Raw genomic sequence first — 15,313 nt, forward strand, 5'->3', positions numbered from 1 at the left:
CGCTCCAGGACGGACGGACCGCGGGGGACCGGCCTCGATGACGCGCAGCCCCAGGCGCCGGCCGGTCACCGTGCCGCTTCCCGGTGGGGGAGGGCGGGCGGGACGTCCGTGGTGAAGTCCCGTGCACCGTGCATCCACGCGAGTTGGTCGTGCAGGTCGGTCGGCGACATCCCGGACAGCGCCGCGTTCCTGGCCGCTGCCGCCGCCCCGGCCGGGTGCCACAGCGCGATGCTCGCGCGGGAGATCCGCTGCACCGCGGCGGTGCGGTCGCGCCGCAGCCGGTTGTACGCCGCGAAGCACCGGGCGAAATCCGTTCCGCTGCCGTCCAGCAGGTCGCCCAGTACCACCGCGTCCTCAAGCGCCTGGCAGGCGCCCTGGGCCGCGTAGTGCAGCATCGGATGGGCCGCGTCCCCGAGCAGGGCGACCGGGCCGTCGGTCCAGTCGTCGACCGGTGCCCGGTCGATCAGCACCCAGGACTTCCACTGCTCACCGAGGCCGAGGAGCTGCCGCGGCGTCTCGTCGAGCACCATGAACAGGTCACGGATGACGTGCTCTCCCACCGGGACGCCGGCGAGCGCCCGGGTGGCACCACCGTCGTAACTGGCCGCCAGGTTGAGGTACTTGCCCCCGGCGATCGCGTAGTGCACGAAGTGGCACCTGGGTCCTGCCCACCACGTCACGGCGTTCCACCGGAGCCGCTCCGGCACCTGGTCCATCGGGATGACCGCGCGGTAGACGGTGATGCCGGAGACGCGCGGCGGACCGTCGCCGACCAGCTGCCGGCGGAGCGCGGAGTGGATGCCGTCCGCCCCGATCAGCGCGGAGCCGGTGATCCGCTCGCCGTTGTCGAGGACGGCCGTCGCACTTGTGCCGTCCTGCTCGTATCCGGCGACCGACCGGCTCGGGCACAGCTCGATCCGCGCGGTGTCGCGGCAGGCCGCGAGCAGCAGCCCGTGGAGTTCGCCGCGGTGCACGACCACGTACGGGTTGCGGAACCGCTGCCGGTAGCCCTCGGTGAGAGGCACGCTGGTGACGTGCTCGCCGGTGACGCCGTCCATGAACCGCAGCTCGTCGACGTGCACCGCGTGGGCCCGGACCTCGGCGCCCAGTCCGAGGCGGGCGAGGGCGTGCATTCCGTTCGGCGCCAGCTGGAGTCCGGCGCCGAGTTCGGCGAAGTGCTCGCCGCGTTCGAGTACCACCACGGAGTGGCCCCGTCGCGCGATGCTCAGCGCGGCGGCCAGCCCACCGATGCCGCCGCCGGCGATCACTACCTTCGCCATGTCTGCCGGTCCCGGGTCCCGTTGCTCAGAGCCTCGGCCAGCTCCAGCCGTTTGATCTTGGTGGTGGCGGTCTGCGGCAGGTCGGCCCGGCTCCACTGGACAGGCTCCGACATCGGGGCCAGACCGGCCGTGGCGCGGGCCCACGCGACCATGTCGAGCGGCTTGTTGTCCCGGGTGCACACCACCGGGACCGGCGCGCCGTCCGGGCCGGGCACGATGATGACCTCCACCAGCTCGTCCAGCGCGGAGAAGAGGGCGTCCTCGGCGGCCAGCGTGCTGCCGAAGCCGGGGATGACATCGACCTCGCGGTCGAGCAGGTGCAGACAGCCCCACCGGGTGCGGTAGCCCACGTCGCCCATCCGCCACCAGGTGTCGTGCTCCTGCCTCGCGTACCGCTCGGCTTCGCCCAGGTACGTCAGGACCCTGCCGTTGGTGCGGACCTCGATGTATCCGGGGGATGCCTCGGACACCGGCTGCCCGTCCTGGCTGACCACCCGGACCGTGGTCATGCCGGGGAACGCATGCCCGACGCAGCGGCCGTCGGCGCCCTTGCCGCGCCAGCGGGTGAAGATCCGACCGACCACAGGCCCGGCCTCGCTCTGGCCGTAGAGCTGGGCGAAGACCGGCATCCGGTGCCGGGAGGCCCGCAGCATCCGCTGCACGGTCCGGGGGTGGATGGCGTCGAAGGTGCTGCTGAAGTACTTCACCTGGGCCAGCGGCCGCCGCGGGTCGTCCACCAGCTCCTCCCACCGCATGAACGTGTTGGGGTGGGCCTCGACCACCCCCGGGCGCAGCCGTGCGAACAGGTCGGCGGTCCGCCGCGGGTCGTCGTCGGCCAGCAGGACGAGCGGGAAGCCGCGCAGCAGCGCGATGGCCACCGCGGTGAAGAGCCGGGAGTGCACGAAGGACACATGCATCGCCACCGGGCGGCGCTTGCGGACCGGGGCGACCGCAGCGGCCTGTGGCCGGTAACGGGCCTGCAGTGTCCACCCGGTGTGCACGGCAAGCTTCGGGAGGCCGGTGGTGCCGGACGTGTGAGTGATCAGCGTCGGGTGGTGGGCGGACATGGCGACCGGGGCCACCCGCGGCGCACCGGCCAGGTCGTGCAGCCGCAGGGCGTCGGGGTGGTCGCCCGCGGCGAGCAGCACCCGGCGCGCATGGCCGAAGACCGCGGCGGGCAGCTCGCCGTCCAACTTGGCCTGGTCCGTGATGAGATACGGCCGGTCGACCCGGCGCACCAGCTCGGCGACGGTCGTGCCGTCGAGCTTCGGCGACAGCAGTACCGGCACCGCGCCGATGCGGGACGCCATACATGCCAGCAGGGTGATGTCGAAGCTGTTCGTCTTGTAGACGACCACCCGGTCCCCCGGGCGGACCCCGGCCGCCCACAGCCGGGACGCGAAGTCGGCGACCAGGTCCGCGATTTCAGCGACGGTCAGCCGGCGGCCCAGATCGGGTGCCAGGTCCAGATCGTGGTCGAGGGCCACGACGTTGGCCGGGTGGCGGGCGGCCGCCCGGTCGAAAAGCGTGCCCAGCCGGATTCCGCGATTTCCCACTCGTTGCAGCAGCATGTTCCGTCCCTCCTCCCGGTCATGCCTTCTCGGCGGCCTGCGTTCGCGCCCGGACATCGCACAACAGCGGGCTCTCGGTGTTCGTTGGGGTCATGGTTCTGAATTTCGCGGGGGTGGCGCCCGCAGTCAAAGCAGGGACCCTGGGTGCGTCAAGTCGGAGCTGTCCATACGAGTTGACGAAGCCTCAGGCTGTTTTCCCGTGTGCGGTGCGCCGGTGCCAGAATCGGCAGGGTGCCGCTGCCCGTGCCGACGAATCGGGTCACCTGAAGAGATGCACTACGGCGGCGAGCGGCTGATCCCGGACATCGCCGCGGCCACGGCGCGGCAGCTACTGCGAGCGAATCGAGGGGGCCGCCCGATGGAACGCCGATGGTGGACGCTGCTGGTGGTGTGCGCGGCGATGTTCATGCTGCTGATCGACGTCAACGTGGTCGTCGTCGCCCTGCCGGACATCCAGCACGCGCTCGACGCGAGCTTCGGCAGCCTGCAGTGGATGACGGACGCCTACGCCCTCACGCTGGCCGCGCTGCTGCTCACCGCAGGTTTCCTCGCCGACAAGTACGGCCGGCGGCGGGTGTTCGCCATCGGACTGGTGGTCTTCACCGGTGGCTCACTGCTCTGCGGCCTCGCGCCGAACGCGTCGGTGCTGGTCCTGTGCCGCGCGGTGCAGGGAATCGGCGGCGCCATCCTGTCGGCCACCTCCCTCGCCCTGCTCGCCGGTTCCTTCCAGGGCAGGCAGCGGGGGGTGGCCTTCGGCGTCTGGGGCGCCGTCGCGGGCATCGCGACCGGCCTGGGTCCGCTGCTCGGCGGCGTGCTCACCGGCAGCGTCGGTTGGCGGGGGATCTTCCTGGTGAACGTGCCGGTCGGTATCGCCGCACTGGTCGTCACGGTGTGCAGGGTGGACGAGTCCCGCGCCCCGCGGGGCGGCCGGATCGACTGGCCGGGTGTGGTGACCCTGACCGCCGGGCTGTTCAGCCTGGTCTACGGGCTGATCACGGCGAGCGAGGCCGGCTGGGGCGGACACGGCGTGCCTCTCTGGCTCGGCCTGGCGGTGCTCTGCCTGGTGGCGTTCGCGGTGGTCGAACGGCGGGTTCCGGAGCCGATGTTCAGCCTGTCGCTGTTGCGCATCCCGACCTTTCTCGGCGGCTCGGTGGCGGCCTTCGCGATGAATGCCTCGCTGTACGCGGTCTTCCTCTATCTCGTGCTCTATCTCCAGAACGGCCTGGGTGGCAGCCCGACGGCCACCGGCGTCCGGCTGCTGGCAGGCTCCGCCTTCACCTTCGTCGCCGCCTTCGCCGCGGGCCGGCTGACCAGCCGGGTCCCGGTGCGGTGGCTGATAGGCCCGGGTCTGGGCCTGGTGGGCGCCGGCCTGCTGCTGATGCGGGGCCTGACCGCCGGGTCCGACTGGACCCATCTGATCCCCGGGCTTGTCGTCTCCGGTATCGGCGCCGGTCTGGTCAACCCTCCGCTCGCCTCGACGGCAGTGGGCGTTGTGCCGCCGCAGCGGTCCGGGATGGCCTCGGGAGCCAACCAGACCTTCCGGCAGATCGGTATCGCGGTCGGGGTCGCCTGCTACGGCACCATCTTCGTGGCGTCCCTGCACACGACGCTCCGGCAGCGGCTGGCCGGCGTACCGGCGCTGCGCGGCCGGGTCGAGCAGATCACTGGCGCGGTGCACCAGGGAGCCGCCGATCAGGCGGTGGCACTGGCGCCGCCGGACGTCCGGGGCGCGCTGGCCGACGCGATCCGTACCGGATACGCCGACTCCCTCAACGCCGTGCTGCTCGCGGCCGGCCTGCTGGCGCTGGTGGGCGGCGCGCTGGCCACCGTACTGATCCGCAGCCGGGACTTCGCCGCCCCCCAGCCGCCACCGGCGGAACCGGCGGAGCGTCCGGGCACCGGGGTGTCAGGTGGTCGCTGAGGGCTGCCCGCAAGGGATTACGGGACAGCCCTCAGCTCTCAGCCAGCAGGAACGACTCGCCGACTTCCGGCAGCAGCCCGTCCGGGCGCCCGGCGAAGTAGCGCTCGGTGAGGTCCGCCGTCGAGAGGTGCCGGACCTCGCGGAACCCGGACTCGCGCGCCAGTTGCAGCATCTCGTCGGCGGTGAAGCAGCTGCGGAACCGGATCGGGTGGCGCGGCTTCTCGCCACCGGCGGTGACCGTGTCGGGCGGCAGCAGGAAGGTCATGGCGAAGGCGGAGCCCGGCGCCGTCTTCGCCGCCTTGGCCAGGGTGTCCGCGACCGCGTCCTTGGTGAGGTACATGCTGACTCCGGTGCTGGCCAGCACCGCCGGCCGGTCCTGGTCGAAGCCGGCTTCGACCAGCCGCTCCCACCAGTCCTCGTCCGCCTCGAAGTCGACCGGTACCATCCGCAGCCATTCGGGCATGCCGTAGCCGAGCTCGTCCAGCCGCTTCCGCTTCCACTCCTGCGGGCCGTACTGGTCGATCTCGAACACCCGCATCTCGGCGGCGCGTTCCGGATGCCGCTGGGCGAAGGTGTCCAGACCGGCGCCGAGGATCACGTACTGCCGCACGCCGTCGGCGAACCGCTCGGCGACCAGGTCCTCCACGAACCGCGCCCGGGCGACGACGCCCGCGCGGAACCCGCTGGTGGCGTTCTTGCCCATGTCGGGACGGCGGCGCCAGTTCTCACCCGGCGCGACGAGTTCCAGGCCGATCTCGTCCTCAAGGACATGCGGGGGCTCGTCGACCTGGACGTGCATGGCCCGCCAGAGGGCCACTCGCGCGGCTGTCGACTCGGGCGCGACTGTTCGCTGGGCAGGCATGACGTACTCGCTCTCGGTTCGGGTCACCGATCACGTCAGGGCAGGCACTGCGCCCGCGCCGTCCGTGAGGGGGCGGACCCACCCTGCCCGGCCGGTGTTCCGCCGGCCCGCACCACCGTGCCGCGTTCACCCGATGGGATGATGCGGCTCGGTTCCGGTGCGGGAGCCGAGCCGCGTGAGATCACTTCTCTTCGTCGCGGAACAGGCGCCACACGGCCGTTCCGGTGGTGACGCCGAGCGCGAGAGCGCCCAGCCCCCAGGCGGGGCCCGTCCGCTCGCGGCCGAGCGCGCTGTCGACGGAGAGCGGCCCCGGGCCGTCCCAGGCCAGGCAGACCGCGGCTGTGGCCAGAACCAGTGGGTACTCGTAGCCGCCGTTCTCGGCCCACAGGCCCTGCCGCCGGTGCACGGCCGCGGCGTTGACCATCTCCCCGATGAGGGCGGACGCGGCCAGCGGGGTGGCCGTCCCGGTCACCAGGCCCACGCCCGCGGCCAGTTCGGTGGCTCCGGCCAGGGTGGCCATCACCCGGCCGTTGCGGTACCCGAACGACTCGAAGGTCTCCGCCGTCCGCTCATGGCCCGCTCCGCCGAACCAGCCGAACAGCTTCCGGCCGCCGAAGCCGATGGCCAGTCCGCCGACGACGCCCCTGATGATCAACCGGCCCGTGCTCGCCATCGTCGTCCTTCCGTGTCCCCGGCCGCGCCGGGAATCGAGGTGTCCGCCGTGCGCCGGCCGGGAAGGGGCCGGAGGCTGTAAATGCTAGCCCTCCGGCCTCCGGAGTGCCTGGTGATCCCGGTGTGCGAGTGGGGAGATTCCCCGCTCGCACACCGCCACGGCCGCTACGACGACGGCTGGCTCTTCGCCGGGTACATCCCGGTGAGAGGCCTGGTCGGCGGGGGAGGGGGCGCCATTTCCAGAACCTCCGGCGGGAGCGGGATGTCCAGGCTCCGGTCCGAGCCGGCCAGTGCCCGGTCGACCGCCCGGTGGATCTCCGTCTTGTCCGCGCCGAGGTAGAGCCCGGCGGTCAGCCGCACCGGATCGCCGCTGTAGTAGTTCACGTACTGCATGAGCCGCTGGCCGAACCCGTCGCCGGCCACGTCCCAGGCGAGTTTGAACAGCCGGACCCGCTCCTCGGCCGGGACGCCCGGACGGCCCCGGACGAACCGGTCGATGAACGGGCGCAGCTCCTCGTTGGCGAAGTCCCCGCCGGACGGCGCGTAGAAGAAGTTGCCCGCCGCCAGGATCTGGATGACCTCGACCATCCGGCGGTGCGTCGGCGCGGTCTGCATATGGAAGGCCATGATCCCCGGCAGGTACGGCACCCAGGTGCCGTCCGGCAGGGGCGCGGCCATGGCTTCGGCGCCGTGGAACAGCGTCCGCAGGGTTTCGAGCCGGGAGATCAGGTCGCCGAGCTTCTCCTGGACATGCAGGAAGGTGTCGATCCCGGTCGCGTCGGCGATCTTCGTCGCGATGCCGCAGAGCAGTTCCAGCGAGGCCAGGCTCCGGGCGCCGTTGACCACCAGGACGCTCGGGTCACTGCCGAGCACCCGGTTGACCAGGTCACGGCTGCCGGGCCGGCCGTCGACGACGACCCGGTCCCACGGGACCAGCACGTCGTCGAAGACGGCGATGCAGTCCATCTCCTCGAACCGGCTGCTGAGCGGGTGGTCGAACTCCGTCCGGCCGGCCGGAGCCACCGGCTCGCGGCAGATGAACTTCAGGCCGGGTGTGTCGATGGGGATCGCGAACACCACCGCGTAGTCGTCGTCGCCCGGGGCGATGCCCCCGAAGGGGACGACCACGAGCTCCTCCGCGAACGGCGCCATGGTGCTGAGCATCTTCGCGCCGCGGACGACGATTCCCTCGTCGGTCTCCCGTACCTTCCCCAGGTGCAGGAACGGGTCCTCCTGCTGGGACGAGGTCTTCGACCGGTCGATCGCCGGGTTGATCAGCACATGCGTCAGGAAGAGGTCGTTGTCCCGCACCCGCTCGTAGTAGCGGCGTGCGTTCTCGCCGAACCGCTCGTCCAGTTCACCGAACACCGGGGCGTTGGTGTTCCAGCCCAGGACGAAGGCGTTCATGAAGTCCGGGGTCCGGCCCATCATCCCGAAGGTGTGGCCGGCGCGGAGCTGGAAGTGCCGCCGCTTGGCGACCAGTTCCTCCTTGCTCCGGCACGGCTGGAACGAGCGCGAAAGCCGTTCACCCGTCGTGGGGGACACATAGGTGCATACGTCGACGTACCGCGGGTCCAGCTGGAGGTCGTACTGCTCCGCGACGGTCCGCAGCGGACCGGCGAAGACCGGCTCCTCGGTGACGTGTGCGATGCGGCGGCCGTTGAGATAGATCTCGGGGTCGAGCGACTTCAGATTGTCGAGGTACTGCTTCCCCGTGCGTGCGGGCACGATGTCCTCCTTGTCGGGCGGTGGGTGGGAGTTGCGGCTCAGCTGAGGGAGGCGCTCTCGCGCAGGGCGAGGTCCCGGCCGGCCGCGCGGGCCTGTTCCTCGGCGGCGATCCGGGACCGCGCGGCCGGCTCGGCGAACCGGTCCAGCGCCGGATCGAAACCAACAAGGGTCAACTCGCGCTCAACAACGGTGAGTTGCAGGTTCCAGGTATCGCTGAAGATGCGGCGCATCCAGCCGATGGCGTGGTCCCAGCCATCCCGCGGGGTCCCCGGCCCGTAGGCGCCGCCCCGGGCGGTCAGCAGCACCGCCGGCTTGCCCGTCAGTGGTTTCTCCCCGCCCGGGGCCATCCTCGGATCGGTGATGACGAGGTCCACCCAGGTCTTCAGGTGCTGGGAGACACCGAAGTTGTAGAGCGGCGCCGCGAGGATCACGGCGTCGGCAGCGATCAGCTCGTCGGCCAGCGACGCGGCCAGCGCCACGGCGTCCCGCTGCTCGGGCGTGTGCCGGTCCGGGGGAGCGAACTGGGTCGCGACCGCGGCGGCCCAGGCGGTCGGCGGCAGCGGGGCCTCACCGAGGTGGCGCCGGACCACCGGTGCGTCCGGGGTCGCGGCGCGCCACTCCTGCTCCACGAGGTCGGCGAGCGTGCTGGTGCTGGACCGGGTGCCGAGGATGCTGGTGTCCAGCCGGAAGAGAGACATCACGTACTCCGGAGGTCGGGTGTGTGCGGGCGCGCCGGGAACATCAGCCCCCGCCCCTGCGGGCGGCGCCCTCGAACGGCTGGAGACGGCTGGTCAGTGTTTTCCCGCGCAGGTCGATGCCGTGTCCGAGGGTCATCGGGAATCCGTCGCCTGTCAATGAAGAGGGGAAATGTTCCAGGGAGTTGTCCGACTGGGGAATTTCCCCAGTCGGACAAGGGGGGCCGCTGCTTCGCTGATCATTGACGATGAACTCACGCGGTTGCCACAATCGTCACGAATCTTGTGCGGGTATGCCGACGTTCGCGTGCCCATATGGAGGTCGCACCATGGAGTTGAGCCCGGATTTTCGCACCGATCTCGCCACGGGGGTGGTGGACCGGGAAATCTACACCAGCGAGAAGATCTTCGCGCTGGAGAAAGACAGGATATTCGCCCGGAGTTGGCACTATGCCTGCTTGACCCGCGATCTGAAAAAGCCCGGCGATTACTTCACGGTTTCCATCGCCGACCAGCCGGTGCTCGTGGTGCGGGGCAATGACGGGGAGATCCGCGCGTTCCACAACGCCTGCACCCACCGCGGCGCGGTCCTGACCGGCGAGCGGTGCGGCAACCAGGGTCAGGTCCTCAAGTGCATGTACCACGCCTGGTCGTTCAACCTGAAGGGCGACCTCACCGGTGTGCCCTACGAGGAGGGCTACGGACCGGACTTCGACCGCGGCGCCCACGGTCTGAAGCCGGTGCACTGCGACACCTTCCACGACCTGGTCTTCGTCGCGCTCCGGCCGGCGGTGCCGTCACTCACCGACTTCCTCGGCGAGATGACCGACCACCTCGCGCCATATGTGCAGGGCATCGAGCCGATCGGCCGCAACAGCTGGATATACGAGGGCAACTGGAAGTTCTGGCACGAGAACTTCCAGGACGACTACCACGCCGAATTCACCCACCGCAGCATCCGCGACCTGCTGGCCGGCACCACCGCGCAAGGCTGGAACTGGGGTGCGTCGCCGGGGCACTCGGTCCTCCAGTGGGCCTTCCCGCCCCTCGACCCGCCGAAGTACGCCCGCGCCCTGCAGCGCTTCAGCGGGGTGGACTTCTCGGACGGCACCATGCCGGTCGGCTGGAGCAGCATGCTCGCCCAGGGGCCGCCCGGCCCGCCCGAGGGCTTCGAGGGCGGCGAACCGCCGGAGATCCGGCAGGAAGTGCTCGCGCTCTTCCCCAACCTCGACGTCCAGCCCGGCCCCAAGGACACCCCGCGCGGCATGAAGGCGGGGTACATCCAGACGGTCACCCCGATCAGCGTCGCTCGCGCCCGCGTCGACATCACCGTCTACTCGGACATCGAGGACGACGAGGCGACGCGGCAGGAACTGCTGGAGAACCTCGCCGACACCCAGGGCTCGTGGGGCAAGCTCAGCTGTGACGACACCGAGGCGGCGGCCCGCTGCCAGATCGGCGTGCGCGGCGAGGGCGGCCGGTACAACCTCTTCACCCGCGGGGTCGAGCCCGGCCGTGGCGGTGAGGGCGCCGACGTACGGGACGAGTACTCGCAGCGCGAATTCTTCCGGGTCTACCAGCAGTACCTCCAGGACGAGTCGTGAGCAGCCGGACGACGGAAGGAAGGCACGACGCCGCTATGTCCACAGTGGTCACGACCCCACCCGGCCTGCGCAGCGAGGTCGAGGACCATTACGTGTCCTACGCCCTGACGATGGACGACAAGCGCCCCAATGACTGGGTCGGCCTGTTCCTCGGCACCGGGCTGTACGCCGTCGGCACGCACAACAATGTCTCGACGACCGGCATGTGGTGGTACACCGACCGGGGCCTGGGCGCTCTGAAGGAGCGCGCCGCCTATATGAACGGCTATCTGCGCCACAACCCGACCCGGACCCTGCACACCGTCACCAACGTGCGCGCCCGGGAGACCGAGGACGGCCGGATCAAGGCCGAGGCGTATGTCGTCCTGTACGTCACCGACCGCATCGAAATGTCCCGCTTCCACGTCTGCGGTCGCTACGACGACCTCCTCACGCGGACGGACAGCGGGCTCCGCTTCGTCGAGCACCGCGTCGTCCTCGACGCCGAGACCCTGCCCGGCAACATGGGCGTGCTGCTCTGATGCCGCTGCGCCGGGAGGGCGGGCAGCGACGGGTGGCGCGCGTCGAGGTGGACCTGACCCGTTGCGCGGGGTACGGCCACTGTGTGGATGCCGCTCCCGAGGTCTTCCGGATGAGCGACGTCGCGGAGGTCGCCGAAGTGCTGCGGCCCCGGCCCGGACCCGAACTGGCCGACTCCGTACGCGAAGCGGCGCGGGTCTGCCCGGCCAACGCGGTGTTCCTGTTCAAGGACGGACCGCCGGACCCGGACGGAGACGGGCCGCCCGGTTGAGCGGGTGACCCCGCTGCCTGAGCTTCGCTCGAAGCCGGCGGACGTACGCGTGCCCGATGGCGCCCCTACGAGGGCCATCGGGCACGCGTACATCCGGCACGGGCCCGCACCGAAGCCCCCGGTCCGCCGCGCGCCTCGGGGCACGGCGGACCGGGGGCTGCTGTTCCGTGCGGGCTCCCCGTGCGCTCCGGGGGCCGGCCGGCTGTCAGCCGTGTCCGACGACTCGGTCCAGCCAGGACCTGGCCGCCGCCTGGTAGACGCCGGTGTTCGGCACCAGGTTCAGGCCGTGTCCGGAGTGCGGGAGCAGCAGTGCGTCGAAGCTGGGCGCGGAGCTCCAGAACGGCGCCTCCTGGGCGCGCAGAGCCGCCGTCGACGTGCAGTCCTCGTAGCCGGCACCGCACATCAGCGGGTCGTGGTCGCCGAGGGCGAACATGACCGGGACGTTGATCGCCTTGCTGACCGAAGGATCCAAGATGAGCGGGTCGCCCGCCTCACCGAAGACGTTGGCGTCCTTGGTGAGTTCGTCCGTGGCGAGCACACCCGCGTCCATCGGCTGGTCGGCGTAGAAGATGGTCTTGCGGCTGCCCGGCTTGGTGGTGGCGTAGCCGGCGTCGTACTGGTGCCGTCCACCGGTCACCGGGTCGGTGTTCGGGTCCTGCCCGTTCTCGATGATCGCCTGCGTGCCCGCCGGGTTGTTGTAGTGGCCCAGGGCGGTGACCAGCAACGCGTCGACGTCGTGGAACGTGGATGCCTCGATCTCCGACACCGCGGAGCCGAGGGAGTAACCGCCCATCACCACCTTGCTGAAGCCGGTTCCGCCTATTCGGCCGGCCCGCAAGTCCTGTACGACCTTGTGCATTTGGCCGGCCTCGACGGTCAGGTTCAACTCGGAGCTCGGCGGGACGGTGCTCTTGCCGGCGCCGAGCCGGTCGACGACGAAGGTGGCGTACCCGGCCCGGTTCAGCATCCGGCTGAACGAGTAGGTGTCCGGCTTATAAGGGAAATCCCAGTAGTTGTGGTTGTAGGTGGCGCCGTGCACCATCGTCACCACGGTGCTCGGTGACGTCCCGGCCGGACGGCACAGCTCGCCCCACATCTGCCCGGTGCCCGAGCCCAGCGGGACGTCGACGGTGGTGGCCTGGCAGTTGGGGGCGGTGGGTTCGGAGGCGGGAGCGGAACCCGCGACGCCGATCGAGAGAAGCGTCACCGCGGCAGATAGCGCCGCGACGCGCTGTAATGCGGAGACCGTCCGCTTCTTCATCGAGTTCGTCCTCACTTAGTCGAATCTGTCGGGACTGGCGGCAGGTGCCGATCGGACTGATCGGACCGATCGGACTGGCCGGATCGATCCGGCCATTGCCGATATCGCTGTTCCGTATTCGGAGAAAGGGAGGGAGGTATCCGGAAGTCCATTTCCGGTACCGAGTCTCACAGCGTCGGCGCGAAAACCCGTTCGTGCTGCGTCGGTCTGCTGGCGAGCAGGAACGGGGAAATGGGATCGCGCACGCGTTGAATCCCCCCTGGGACGGCCGCAATCGGGCCTGCGATACTGCGCGAGCATAATCGCCCGATGTCGCGCCCGGATACCCTTTCCAGCGGACGAATTCCGACCGGCGGGATTCCCGACGCGCCTGCACCCGACGCCGCTTGCACCAGGTGTGCCGCGCCCCGTGTACCGCGCTCCTGCGCCGATGACCTCGAACTCGGGGGCCGCGAAGGCCCGGCCGTCGTTCGGTTACGGGGCCTGCGGCCCTGCCGGGCCGAATTCTCCAGCCGGGTGTCCGGGCTTCCGCTGCACTCCCCGGCGGGCCGCCCGCTCCAGTGAGTGCAGCGCGAACAGCAGGACGCCGATGTCGTCCAGGTAGACCGGATCGGGGAGCAGGTCCACCGGGCTGATGGTGTAGATCAGCGCACCCCAGAAAGCGAGCTTGTTCTGGAGGGGGATGCCCGCGTCGCGCAGGAAGCGCCGGGCGCGGAACAGGCGTACGGCGAGGACGACCGTGACTGCCAGCGTTGCCAGGAGTACGAGCGCGACGAGTGCCAGCAGCGCCTTCGAGTGGAAGTCCATGGGGGTACGGGTACCCGGCGGCCGGAACGCCACGCTGCTGCGGGTGCTGCGGTGGGCGCCGAGGTGGACAGAAGTAGATGGGCAGAAGTAGATGGGCAGGGAAACTTGCAAGGCTACCTGTCTATCTTTTACGGTGATGCCATGGCCACCTCCCACGACGACCCCAGCTCCGAGCAGATCGCAGCCGAACTCGCGGTCGTTCTCGGGCACGTCGCACGGCGGCTGCGGCAGACGTCGCCCGGGCTTGAGCTGACGCACTCGCAGCGGTCGGCCCTCTCCCTGCTGGACCGGGAGGGGCCGATGACCACGGCCGCACTGGCGCGCGCCGAACTGGTCAGGCCGCAGTCCATGCGACTGACCATCGCCGCCCTGGAGGCCCGGGAACTGGTGGGGCGCGCCCCCGACCCGAGGGACGGACGGCAGTCCGTCATGTCGCTCACCGATCTCGGCCGCCGCACGCTCGAAGGCGTACGCGCCGACAAGCAGGGCTGGCTCGCGCTCGCCATCAGCGACGAACTGGACCCGGCAGAGCGACGCACGCTCACCGACGCCGTCGCGCTGCTCGAACGGCTGGTGCAGAGGTGACGGATGCGGACATGGGCGCGGACACGGACACAGGCGATGCGGACACAGGCGATGCGCACATAGGCACGGACGCAGTCACCGGCGCGGACACGGACACCCGTCGAGCCACCGGGCCGGTCCCCGCCACAGGATTGGCCGCCGCCACCGGATCGGCCGCCGAAGCCGGGTTCGGGGCCCGCCTCACCGCCCCCCTGCTGCTCGGCTCGTTGCTCAATCCGCTCAACACCACCATGATCTCCACCGCGCTGGTGTCGATCGGCCACCACTTCGGGATCGGCGCATCCAGCACCGTCTGGCTGGTGTCCGTGCTCTACCTGGCCAGCGCCGTCGCCCAGCCCGTGCTCGGCAGACTCGCCGATTCGATCGGCCCGCGCAGGGTGTTCCTCGCCGGGCTGGCCGTCGTTGCCGCCTCCGGGCTCGTCGGTGCTTTCGCGCCCGGCTTCGGCTGGCTGATCGCCTCCCGGCTGCTCCTCGGAATCGGCACGTCCGCCGCCTATCCGGCTGCCATGGCCGTACTGCGTTCCGAGTCCCGCAGGCTCGGGCGCCCGACCCCCCGTACCGTCCTGGGCCGCCTCTCCTTCGCCGCGCTCGGCAGCGCGGCGGTCGGTCCCACCCTCGGCGGGCTGCTCGTCGCGACCTGGGGCTGGCGGGCGATCTTCGCCGTCAATGTGCCGCTCGCGTTCGTCGCGTTCGTCTGTGCCATGTGGTGGATCCCGAAGGACGACGGCCGGCGGGCGGTCGCGGGCACCGGCGACCGCGCGACGCGCGAACCCGCCGGGCTCGACCCGCTCGGCATCGTGCTCTTCACCGGCACCCTCACCGCCCTGGTCTTCTTCCTCCTCGACCTGGCCCACCCGGTGTGGTGGCTGCTCGGCCCCGTCGCCGTCCTCGCCGCCGCCCTCGCCTGGTGGCAGCTGCGGTGCCCGAACCCCTTCATCGATCTGCGGATGCTCGGCCGCAACCACGCACTCGCCCGCACCTACCTCCGCCACGGCCTGAGCTATCTCGTCATCTACTGCGTGATGTACGGATTCACCCAGTGGCTGGAGGAGGGCCGCGGCTTCTCCTCCCTGCACACCGGTCTGCTGATGCTTCCCATGTCGGTGGCCGCGCTGGTGTGTTCGCTGCTCGGAGCCCGTACGAAGGGGATCCGGGCCCCGCTCATCACCGCCGCCGTCCTGGTCACGGCGGGCAGCGCCCTGCTGATCCTCGCCACCGGCGCCACCCCGGTCGCCGTACTGCTGCTCACCGGCGCCTGCTTCGGCATCCCGCAGGGGCTGATCGGCACCAGTAACCAGGCCGCCGTCTATCAGTACGCCCCCGCCGACGCAGTCGGCTCGGCCGCCGGCCTCCAGCGGACCGCCCAGTACATCGGCGCCATCACGGCCTCCAGCCTCATCGCCCTCGCCTACGGGCAGCGGGCGAGCGACGGCGGACTACACCTGATGGCCGCCGTCTCCGTTGTCCTCGGTCTGGTGCTCGTCGCACTGACCGTCTCCGACCGGGCGCTCCGTGCCCGTAACCGAAAGTGAGCCAC

14 protein-coding genes are annotated in these 15,313 nt (G+C 70.7%); 6 read left to right on the forward strand and 8 right to left on the reverse strand.

The features are described from left to right. Positions 1–65: 65 nt before the first annotated feature. A complete protein-coding gene (locus OHB13_RS24450) occupies positions 66–1,280 on the reverse strand; it encodes an FAD-dependent monooxygenase (protein WP_328378508.1) in 1,215 nt (404 codons plus the stop codon). Continuing rightward, complete coding sequence (locus OHB13_RS24455; protein WP_328378509.1) at positions 1,268–2,851, reverse strand: class I adenylate-forming enzyme family protein; 1,584 nt, start codon at positions 2,849–2,851, stop codon at positions 1,268–1,270. The genes OHB13_RS24450 and OHB13_RS24455 overlap by 13 nt, the downstream gene beginning before the upstream one ends. Positions 2,852–3,209: 358 nt before the next feature. Between OHB13_RS24455 and OHB13_RS24460 the strand changes: the two genes are divergently transcribed. After that, positions 3,210–4,772, forward strand: a complete 1,563-nt coding sequence (locus OHB13_RS24460; RefSeq protein ID WP_328378510.1) for an MFS transporter — start codon at positions 3,210–3,212, stop codon at positions 4,770–4,772. Positions 4,773–4,803: 31 nt separating this feature from the next. On the opposite strand, the gene OHB13_RS24465 is transcribed toward OHB13_RS24460, so the two are convergent. The 4 genes from OHB13_RS24465 to OHB13_RS24480 all read right to left on the reverse strand — a co-directional run bounded on the left by OHB13_RS24465 (position 4,804) and on the right by OHB13_RS24480 (position 8,732). Next, positions 4,804–5,634 (reverse strand): class I SAM-dependent methyltransferase, encoded by an 831-nt coding sequence (locus OHB13_RS24465; protein ID WP_328378511.1) that lies wholly within the window; start codon positions 5,632–5,634, stop codon positions 4,804–4,806. Positions 5,635–5,815: 181 nt separating this feature from the next. Continuing rightward, positions 5,816–6,307: a DoxX family protein gene (locus OHB13_RS24470; RefSeq protein WP_266853527.1), complete on the reverse strand. Its 492-nt coding sequence runs from the start codon at positions 6,305–6,307 to the stop codon at positions 5,816–5,818. A gap of 164 nt (positions 6,308–6,471) precedes the next feature. Further along, positions 6,472–8,034 carry a 4-hydroxyphenylacetate 3-hydroxylase family protein gene (locus OHB13_RS24475; protein WP_328378512.1) on the reverse strand — a complete coding sequence of 521 codons (1,563 nt, stop codon included), beginning with the start codon at positions 8,032–8,034 and terminating at the stop codon, positions 6,472–6,474. A gap of 38 nt (positions 8,035–8,072) precedes the next feature. Continuing rightward, positions 8,073–8,732: an FMN-dependent NADH-azoreductase gene (locus OHB13_RS24480; RefSeq protein WP_328378513.1), complete on the reverse strand. Its 660-nt coding sequence runs from the start codon at positions 8,730–8,732 to the stop codon at positions 8,073–8,075. Positions 8,733–9,058: 326 nt separating this feature from the next. Between OHB13_RS24480 and OHB13_RS24485 the strand changes: the two genes are divergently transcribed. From OHB13_RS24485 to OHB13_RS24495, 3 genes are read left to right on the forward strand one after another with little or no spacing between them, the layout of a single operon-like run. Beyond that, positions 9,059–10,333 carry an aromatic ring-hydroxylating oxygenase subunit alpha gene (locus OHB13_RS24485; protein ID WP_328378514.1) on the forward strand — a complete coding sequence of 425 codons (1,275 nt, stop codon included), beginning with the start codon at positions 9,059–9,061 and terminating at the stop codon, positions 10,331–10,333. Positions 10,334–10,368: 35 nt separating this feature from the next. After that, a complete protein-coding gene (locus OHB13_RS24490; protein WP_266853519.1) occupies positions 10,369–10,854 on the forward strand; it encodes an aromatic-ring-hydroxylating dioxygenase subunit beta in 486 nt (161 codons plus the stop codon). Next, positions 10,854–11,123 carry a ferredoxin gene (locus OHB13_RS24495; RefSeq protein ID WP_328378515.1) on the forward strand — a complete coding sequence of 90 codons (270 nt, stop codon included), beginning with the start codon at positions 10,854–10,856 and terminating at the stop codon, positions 11,121–11,123. Before OHB13_RS24490 ends, OHB13_RS24495 begins: the two co-directional genes overlap by 1 nt. A gap of 205 nt (positions 11,124–11,328) precedes the next feature. Here the strand turns inward: OHB13_RS24495 and OHB13_RS24500 are convergent, their stop codons facing one another. Together OHB13_RS24500 and OHB13_RS24505 are read right to left on the reverse strand one after the other, a co-directional pair. Next, positions 11,329–12,399: an alpha/beta hydrolase gene (locus OHB13_RS24500; RefSeq protein ID WP_328378516.1), complete on the reverse strand. Its 1,071-nt coding sequence runs from the start codon at positions 12,397–12,399 to the stop codon at positions 11,329–11,331. A 459-nt stretch (positions 12,400–12,858) separates the two neighbouring features. After that, positions 12,859–13,191 carry a YkvA family protein gene (locus tag OHB13_RS24505; RefSeq protein WP_266853512.1) on the reverse strand — a complete coding sequence of 111 codons (333 nt, stop codon included), beginning with the start codon at positions 13,189–13,191 and terminating at the stop codon, positions 12,859–12,861. Between the two features lie 141 nt (positions 13,192–13,332). Here OHB13_RS24505 and OHB13_RS24510 point away from each other — a divergent pair, with 141 nt between their 5' ends. Further along, positions 13,333–13,776: a MarR family winged helix-turn-helix transcriptional regulator gene (locus OHB13_RS24510; RefSeq protein ID WP_328378517.1), complete on the forward strand. Its 444-nt coding sequence runs from the start codon at positions 13,333–13,335 to the stop codon at positions 13,774–13,776. After that, complete coding sequence (locus OHB13_RS24515) at positions 13,773–15,308, forward strand: MFS transporter (RefSeq protein ID WP_443062965.1); 1,536 nt, start codon at positions 13,773–13,775, stop codon at positions 15,306–15,308. The genes OHB13_RS24510 and OHB13_RS24515 overlap by 4 nt, the downstream gene beginning before the upstream one ends. Positions 15,309–15,313 lie beyond the last annotated feature (5 nt).

It is taken from the genome of Streptomyces sp. NBC_00440, assembly GCF_036014215.1.
In the GTDB taxonomy this organism is placed as follows: domain Bacteria; phylum Actinomycetota; class Actinomycetes; order Streptomycetales; family Streptomycetaceae; genus Streptomyces.

Excerpts from the sequence above, each read along its gene's own strand:
- OHB13_RS24450 (WP_328378508.1), bottom strand. The coding sequence starts at position 1,280 with ATGGCGAAGGTAGTGATCGCCGGCGGCGGCATCGGTGGGCTGGCCGCC.
- OHB13_RS24510 (WP_328378517.1), top strand. The coding sequence starts at position 13,333 with ATGGCCACCTCCCACGACGACCCCAGCTCCGAGCAGATCGCAGCCGAA.
- OHB13_RS24490 (WP_266853519.1), top strand. The coding sequence starts at position 10,369 with ATGTCCACAGTGGTCACGACCCCACCCGGCCTGCGCAGCGAGGTCGAG.
- OHB13_RS24505 (WP_266853512.1), bottom strand. The coding sequence starts at position 13,191 with ATGGACTTCCACTCGAAGGCGCTGCTGGCACTCGTCGCGCTCGTACTC.
- OHB13_RS24460 (WP_328378510.1), top strand. The coding sequence starts at position 3,210 with ATGGAACGCCGATGGTGGACGCTGCTGGTGGTGTGCGCGGCGATGTTC.
- OHB13_RS24465 (WP_328378511.1), bottom strand. The coding sequence starts at position 5,634 with ATGCCTGCCCAGCGAACAGTCGCGCCCGAGTCGACAGCCGCGCGAGTG.
- OHB13_RS24470 (WP_266853527.1), bottom strand. The coding sequence starts at position 6,307 with ATGGCGAGCACGGGCCGGTTGATCATCAGGGGCGTCGTCGGCGGACTG.
- OHB13_RS24480 (WP_328378513.1), bottom strand. The coding sequence starts at position 8,732 with ATGTCTCTCTTCCGGCTGGACACCAGCATCCTCGGCACCCGGTCCAGC.
- OHB13_RS24495 (WP_328378515.1), top strand. The coding sequence starts at position 10,854 with ATGCCGCTGCGCCGGGAGGGCGGGCAGCGACGGGTGGCGCGCGTCGAG.
- OHB13_RS24485 (WP_328378514.1), top strand. The coding sequence starts at position 9,059 with ATGGAGTTGAGCCCGGATTTTCGCACCGATCTCGCCACGGGGGTGGTG.
- OHB13_RS24455 (WP_328378509.1), bottom strand. The coding sequence starts at position 2,851 with ATGCTGCTGCAACGAGTGGGAAATCGCGGAATCCGGCTGGGCACGCTT.